The organism is Nostoc sp. NZL (assembly GCF_015714705.1).
GTDB lineage: Bacteria > Cyanobacteriota > Cyanobacteriia > Cyanobacteriales > Nostocaceae > Nostoc > Nostoc foliaceum_A.
On record NZ_WBKL01000153.1, the window covers coordinates 97093 to 103256 of the forward strand.

Sequence of the window (6164 nt, forward strand, 5' to 3'; positions counted from 1 at the left end):
TACTAGCTTAACGGGCAATATTGACTACCTGCCAAAATAGTTTTGGCGCAATCACGAAAATTGACAACAGGTATACTATAATACCTACCAGTACAGCAATAGCTAGTACCGCAGAAGAACTAATTACATTACTCAAAAAATATTTTATAGCAAATATAACCGCTAGCATAATTAATGTTCCTGCTAGAGGAACAGCACCCTGGCGGATATAAGTCCTCACATCAATATGAATTAACTTCCAAACCACCCAAATATTAAGAGGTGCCATCAAATAACTTCTGATGACGTATGCTGCTGCAACAGCAACAATTCCCCATTGAACTGCTATAGCGAAGGCAATAACATTACTGACGGCTTGTACAAAATCTAAAGCCAATTTCCAAGAAGGTTTCCCCATAGCCATCATTACAGAAGCGTTGAAATAAAAATAAGCATAAAGAATACCTACAAGATTCAAAACTTGCATTACTGGAATACTTGGTGACCACTTTTCTCCAAATATAACCGTCACTATTTCAGGTGCTAATATTACTGTGGCCAGGAACCCTGGAAAAGTAATTAAACTCGTAAATTGGATTGCTTGGTAAAGTGCATTACGTAATCTCTCAGGTTCTTGCTGTAACCTGGAAAAAGTAGGAAGAGAAACTTTTACAATAATGCTAGTTAGTAATTGTGTTAAAGTTTGTAGCAAACGATATGCAACGCTGTAATATCCTAATGCAGTAGAACCCAGAAAATAACCTATTAAAAAATCGTCAGAGCGGCGGTTTAAGAAATTAAAGAAATTCATCCCCATTACATTCACCCCAAAGGCAAATAATTCTTTGAAGTGTCTTTGGGAAAATCTAAATCCGGGACGCCAATCACTTACCCACCAAAGTACTAAAACTTGTACAAAACTATTGGTTAATTGCTGACCAACAAGACTCCAGACTCCAAATCCCGTAAACGCCATAGCTATACCTACTATGCCGCCAATAACCACTGCTACCAATGAGCGTATGGCTAGAGATTTAAAAGCTAGTTTTCGTTGGAAAATTGCTTCCTGAACGCTACTAAAAGCACTGATTATAAAGCCGAGAGATAGAAAGCGGATAATTGGCGTAATCTGTGGTTCTTTGAATAATTCAGCAATCAATCCAGCGCCAGCAATACTTAGTATTGCTACCAGCGAACTGACTCCCAAATTAGTCCAAAAGGCAGTATCTAAATGTTCTTTTTCTACATCTTGACGTTGCACAATTGCTTGGGAAAAACCTTGATCAAGAAAAACTTGCAAAAAACCCAAAAATACACTAGAAAGAGCAACCAGACCAAAAGTTTCTGGACCTAATAAGCGTGCAAGTGCCAAGAAAACACCAAGGGAGATAACTTGTCTACCCCAACTGTCTAGAGCAGACCACAATACCCCTTTAACAGCTTTTTGTCGCAAACTTGATGATTTTTTAGGTGGTTCCATTACATAGTTTACCGATTAAAGAACCTACACGATGTAGCTTTGATATTCTCAGATAGAATTAACTAACTAGATCCTTTTTTGTCACGCCAGTTAGTTGAACTTTTTTTATTTAAGTTATAGCTATCATTAAAAATTTTTACTCCCAAAATGACACAGAAAGTATATGTAACTCTTGTGATATACCGAAAAATATTTTTTATCGTTAAGTAATTACTCTTAGAAGACTGTACCACAATGTTTTTGCAAATTGGTAGTCATTCAATAAACTTTTGACAGAAAATTTACTGTTGATACCAATTTTATATGAAGCTTAATAGAACTCTAGATATCATAGAGTAGCTAAAGCAGGAATGGAATGTAAGCCACATTCTGCACTCAGTAGTATCACAATGGGTAATTACTGAAATGTCAATTTGGCAAAGGTATTGTTAATGATTGGACTTTCTTGGCAAATTTCTGAAGTTATGTTAAGTAAAATAAAGTTGTCTGTCAAGGCGTAATAGATCCAACTTTCTGCCCTTCAAGTGTCAGACAAACCCTTTCGGCAGCTTGTTTCTCTAGGGAAGCCATTCTGTTGTGCGAAGTTCAGTCGTGTAAGCGGGTTTCCTGCCTAGCGTTAGCGACGTAGGAGCATCACTCGGAGGAAGGTTTCCCCATTGTTGTAGAACTGGCGTAGACTCGCTAATGCTGCACTATCACCCTTAGTGGTTCCCCTTCTCTACAAGACGCTACGCTAACTAAAGAAGAAGACATGACTGCCATAAAAGTCAAGATAAGTTAAAAAGTTTGACTTTTAGAGAGATTTCTAGTTATGAATTCTTCAACTTTAGGAAAAATTTTCTTGTGGTTAATCAGACCATTTAGTTTTGTGTTGGCAAAAATGGAATTTCTCTCACCATTAATTGGTCGAAATCGAAGTAACCGTGTCTTTCCCATGCGGAATCCTATTCTGTGGCTAGTGCTGTTAACATCCCTGCTACTATCTGGCTGTGTTAAGTACGATGTGGGGCTTAACTTTGACAATTCAAATAGTGGCGAAATAGTACAGCATATTAAGCTAGGAGAGCGGCTAACTAGTTTTAGTGGCGATTATGTATATGAATGGTTAAATAGCATAGAGCGCCGCACCCGTAAACTTGAAGGTAAAACACAGCGAGTTTCCCAAGAAGAAATCATCGTCACAATTCCTTTTAGTAGTGGTAGGGAATTGCAAGAGAAGTTCAACGAATTTTTTAACTCCCGTGTTAATCAAACCTCTGAGTCTGTGCAGAGCGAATCTGGCTCAGAACTGCCGAAAATTCAATCAAATGTCCTCTTGGAGCAAAACAATTTTTTACTTTTAGTCCGAAATCGGTTGATTTATGATTTGGATTTGCGATCGCTGTCTCTAATTGCCAGCAAAGGCAACGTTCTGGCTAATGCTGGTTCAATTCTCGACTTGGACTTTAGCCTGAAGACTCCTTGGGGAGCCAAAAATATTCAACAAACTGAAACTGCCATTACCCCAGAAAAGAATGGCAATCAACTGGTGTGGAAACTCCAGCCTGGTGAGCTAAACCATATAGAAGCTGTTTTCTGGCTTCCTAGTCCCCTTGGTATTGGTGCTTTATTAATTATCCTGTTCGTCTGGGGTGGATTGTACTTGAGATACAATTTCATGCCAGATCCCAGAATTCAGTTTCCTCCCAAAGCAGCAGCTATTCAGGAACAGTAGACTATTCACCTGTTGAATATTGTCACTTAAGCCGATGGAGAATGCATCGGCTTTTTTACACTTCGCCCAGCTTTTTATAAAAATGAGTCATAGCGAATTAGGCAAATAAATTGTTGTGTTTTATACTTTTGCAATTTGCGTAATTTGGCGCGGAAATACACAAGACAGCAGCCTCGATAAAGCTGGTATTCAAAAACTTCCTCTATTTAACATTGAAGAACTCTCGGTATGGATTAAATTATCTTGAAGCCCGCAGTTACAATATTTTTGAACAACAACCCTAAAAATACTTAGTTAATCAGGAGATATTTGGTGGTAAACATTCTACATATTGATTCCAGCCCTCGTGCTGAACGATCGCACTCAAGAGAACTATCTAAGGAATTCGTCAGTAGTTGGAAAGCAGCGCATCCTGAAGACGCGATCGCCTATCGAGATTTAGGTCGTCACCCAGTTCCTCACGTTGATGAAGCTTGGATTGCAGCTGCATTTTCACCACCAGAAACCCATACTCCAGAATTAACTGAGGCAATCAGGATTTCTGATGAACTGATTGATGAGTTGTTGGCAGCCGATCGCTACGTCTTTGGAGTACCAATGTATAACCTGAATATCCCTTCCACTTTTAAGGCTTACATCGACCAAATCGTTCGCGCTAACCGGACTTTTGCTATAGATGCTCAAGGCGGTTTCAAAGGGTTAGTTGAGGGTAAAAAGGCGCTGATCATTACAGCTCGCGGTGGTGACTTTAGCGCCACATCTCCTTTCGCTGCTTACGACTTCCAAGAACCCTATCTACGGACGATTTTTGCCTTTATTGGGATTACAGACATTCAATTTATTAACGCTAATAGCCTGAATGAAGGTGATGCCCGTACCCAATCTTTATCAGAAGCACGGGCAGCAATTCAAGATTTGATCACCCAGTGGTAATGTATTGAATTTTACAGATTCTCTGATGTGGGGCATTGGGCATAGGAAAGAGACAAGGAGAGGATGGAGGCAAGGAAGAAAGAAACTTGTTCAATAATTCTCCCTTGTCCCCCAGCCTGCGGGAAGCTCAAGCTACATTTCCCCTTGCTCCCTCATTCTTTCAAGGTGACAACCGCTCAATTTTCCAAGTGTCATTATCTAAACGCCTATAGAGTAAGCGATCGTGCAGACGACTGGGGCGACCTTGCCAAAACTCAATTTCTGTGGGGATCACTCGTAAGCCTCCCCAATGAGGCGGTCGGGGAATTTCCTGATTTTCATATTTGCTGTAGAACTCCTGTAAACGTCGCTCCAGGACTTCTCGGCTTTCTATCACCTCACTTTGATTAGATACCCACGCACCCAGGCGACTGTTGGCGGGGCGAGTATCAAAATACTGGTCGGACTCAGTTTCGGAAACTTTCTCTACATACCCACAAATCCGAACTTGACGTTCTAGTTCTGCCCACCAGAAGACTAAAGCCGCTAGAGGATTTTCTGCCAGTTCTTGTCCTTTGCGGCTGTTGTAGTTGGTGAAGAAAGCAAAGCCCCGTTCATCAAAATCTTTCAACAGCACCATTCTGGCTGAGGGCTTACCGTCTGGTGTAACGGTAGCAATGGTCATGGCATTGGGTTCGGGGAGTTGTGCTGCTAGAGCCTGATCGAACCATTTTCTAAATTGGATAAAAGGATTGAGGTCTACTTCGAGTTCGCTCAAACCTTCCAAGGTGTAGTCTTTGCGAAGGTCAGCTACGGTTTTGTCCATTTTGAGTTACTTCCTGCGATCAGATACACTTATGCTTTTCTATATATACCGTTGTTAAAAAAATCTATGATAATTATGAGTGCCATCAAGAATTTTACAAATTGTCTCAGGAATATCTAAACTAGATTGCATAAGATGCGCCGTTCGACCTCCCTCCATAGCCTGTTAATTTATGGTCTGAGCGGCCCAATTATCGCTCTTAATGTCTGGCTACTGTCGGTGCTTTTTCGCTACTTCCAGCATCCGATTACCGTCTTGAGCATTGCGGCGATTCTGGCTTTTCTACTAAATTACCCAGTTAAGTTCTTTGAACGTGCTCGGATTACGCGCACTCAGGCGGTGATCATAGTTTTACTTGCAACATTAACCCTATTTGGGATTCTGGGCGTGACCCTAGTGCCGTTGATCATTGACCAAACAATCCAACTATTAAATAAGATCCCTGATTGGTTAGGTGCCAGTCAAGCAAACCTAGAGCAATTTGAGATGCTGGCAAAACAACGACGTTTGCCGATTGATCTGAGAGTTGTAAGCAGTCAAATCAATGCCAACATTCAGAATCTGGTGCAACAGCTAGCTTCTGGTGCAGTGGGATTTGCTGGGACACTGCTATCAGGTTTACTTGACATAGTGTTAGTCATTGTGCTTGCATTCTATATGCTTTTATATGGCGATCGCGTCTGGTATGGTCTGGTCAATCTTTTGCCCTCTAATATTGGAGACCCGCTTACCGCATCCTTACGCCTAAATTTCCAGAACTTCTTCCTCAGCCAGTTGTTGCTAGGACTCTTCATGGTGCTAGCCCTGACACCAATTTTCTTAGTGATGAAGGTGCCCTTTGCCCTGTTGTTTGCCATATTAATCGGTATCTCAGAACTCATTCCCTTTATTGGGGCATCTCTTGGCATTGGTCTGGTGACGATTTTAGTACTGCTGCAAAATTGGTGGTTAGCAGTTCAAGTTGCGATCGCGGCGATTCTGATGCAGCAGCTTAAAGATAACCTGTTAGCTCCCAGGTTACTCGGCAACTTTATTGGATTGAATCCTATCTGGATTTTTGTTGCTATTTTGATGGGATTTGAGATTGCTGGATTATTGGGGACGCTTGTTGCTGTTCCCATTGCTGGTACTATTAAAGGCACTTTTGATGCGATCAAGAGCGGCAAGCCGAGTGACTTTGTATCAACTGTCATTATGACTCATGACTCGCCCCCTGATTAAGAGGGCAGAGGGGCAGGGGGCAGGGGAAGCAG

At 41.4% G+C, this 6164-nt stretch carries 5 protein-coding genes; 3 read left to right on the forward strand and 2 right to left on the reverse strand.

Features of this window, described 5'->3' with window-relative positions; all coding sequences use genetic code 11:
* Positions 1 to 7 precede the first annotated feature (7 nt).
* Positions 8 to 1459 (reverse strand): MOP flippase family protein, encoded by a 1452-nt coding sequence (locus F8R90_RS21935; RefSeq protein ID WP_196512440.1) that lies wholly within the window; start codon positions 1457 to 1459, stop codon positions 8 to 10.
* Positions 1460 to 2270: 811 nt separating this feature from the next.
* Between F8R90_RS21935 and F8R90_RS21940 the strand changes: the two genes are divergently transcribed.
* Both F8R90_RS21940 and F8R90_RS21945 read left to right on the forward strand, forming a co-directional pair.
* Positions 2271 to 3173, forward strand: a complete 903-nt coding sequence (locus F8R90_RS21940; protein ID WP_196512441.1) for a DUF3153 domain-containing protein — start codon at positions 2271 to 2273, stop codon at positions 3171 to 3173.
* A gap of 312 nt (positions 3174 to 3485) precedes the next feature.
* Positions 3486 to 4106, forward strand: coding sequence for an FMN-dependent NADH-azoreductase (locus tag F8R90_RS21945; protein ID WP_196512442.1), 621 nt, complete (start codon positions 3486 to 3488; stop codon positions 4104 to 4106).
* Positions 4107 to 4266: 160 nt separating this feature from the next.
* Here F8R90_RS21945 and pdxH read toward each other — a convergent pair whose 3' ends face one another.
* Positions 4267 to 4911, reverse strand: coding sequence for a pyridoxamine 5'-phosphate oxidase (pdxH, locus tag F8R90_RS21950; protein WP_190895047.1), 645 nt, complete (start codon positions 4909 to 4911; stop codon positions 4267 to 4269).
* Positions 4912 to 5046: 135 nt separating this feature from the next.
* On the opposite strand from pdxH, the gene F8R90_RS21955 reads away from it, so the two are divergent.
* The gene (locus tag F8R90_RS21955; protein WP_196512443.1) at positions 5047 to 6132 is read left to right on the forward strand and encodes an AI-2E family transporter; all 1086 of its coding nucleotides are present in this window, start codon (positions 5047 to 5049) and stop codon (positions 6130 to 6132) included.
* Positions 6133 to 6164 lie beyond the last annotated feature (32 nt).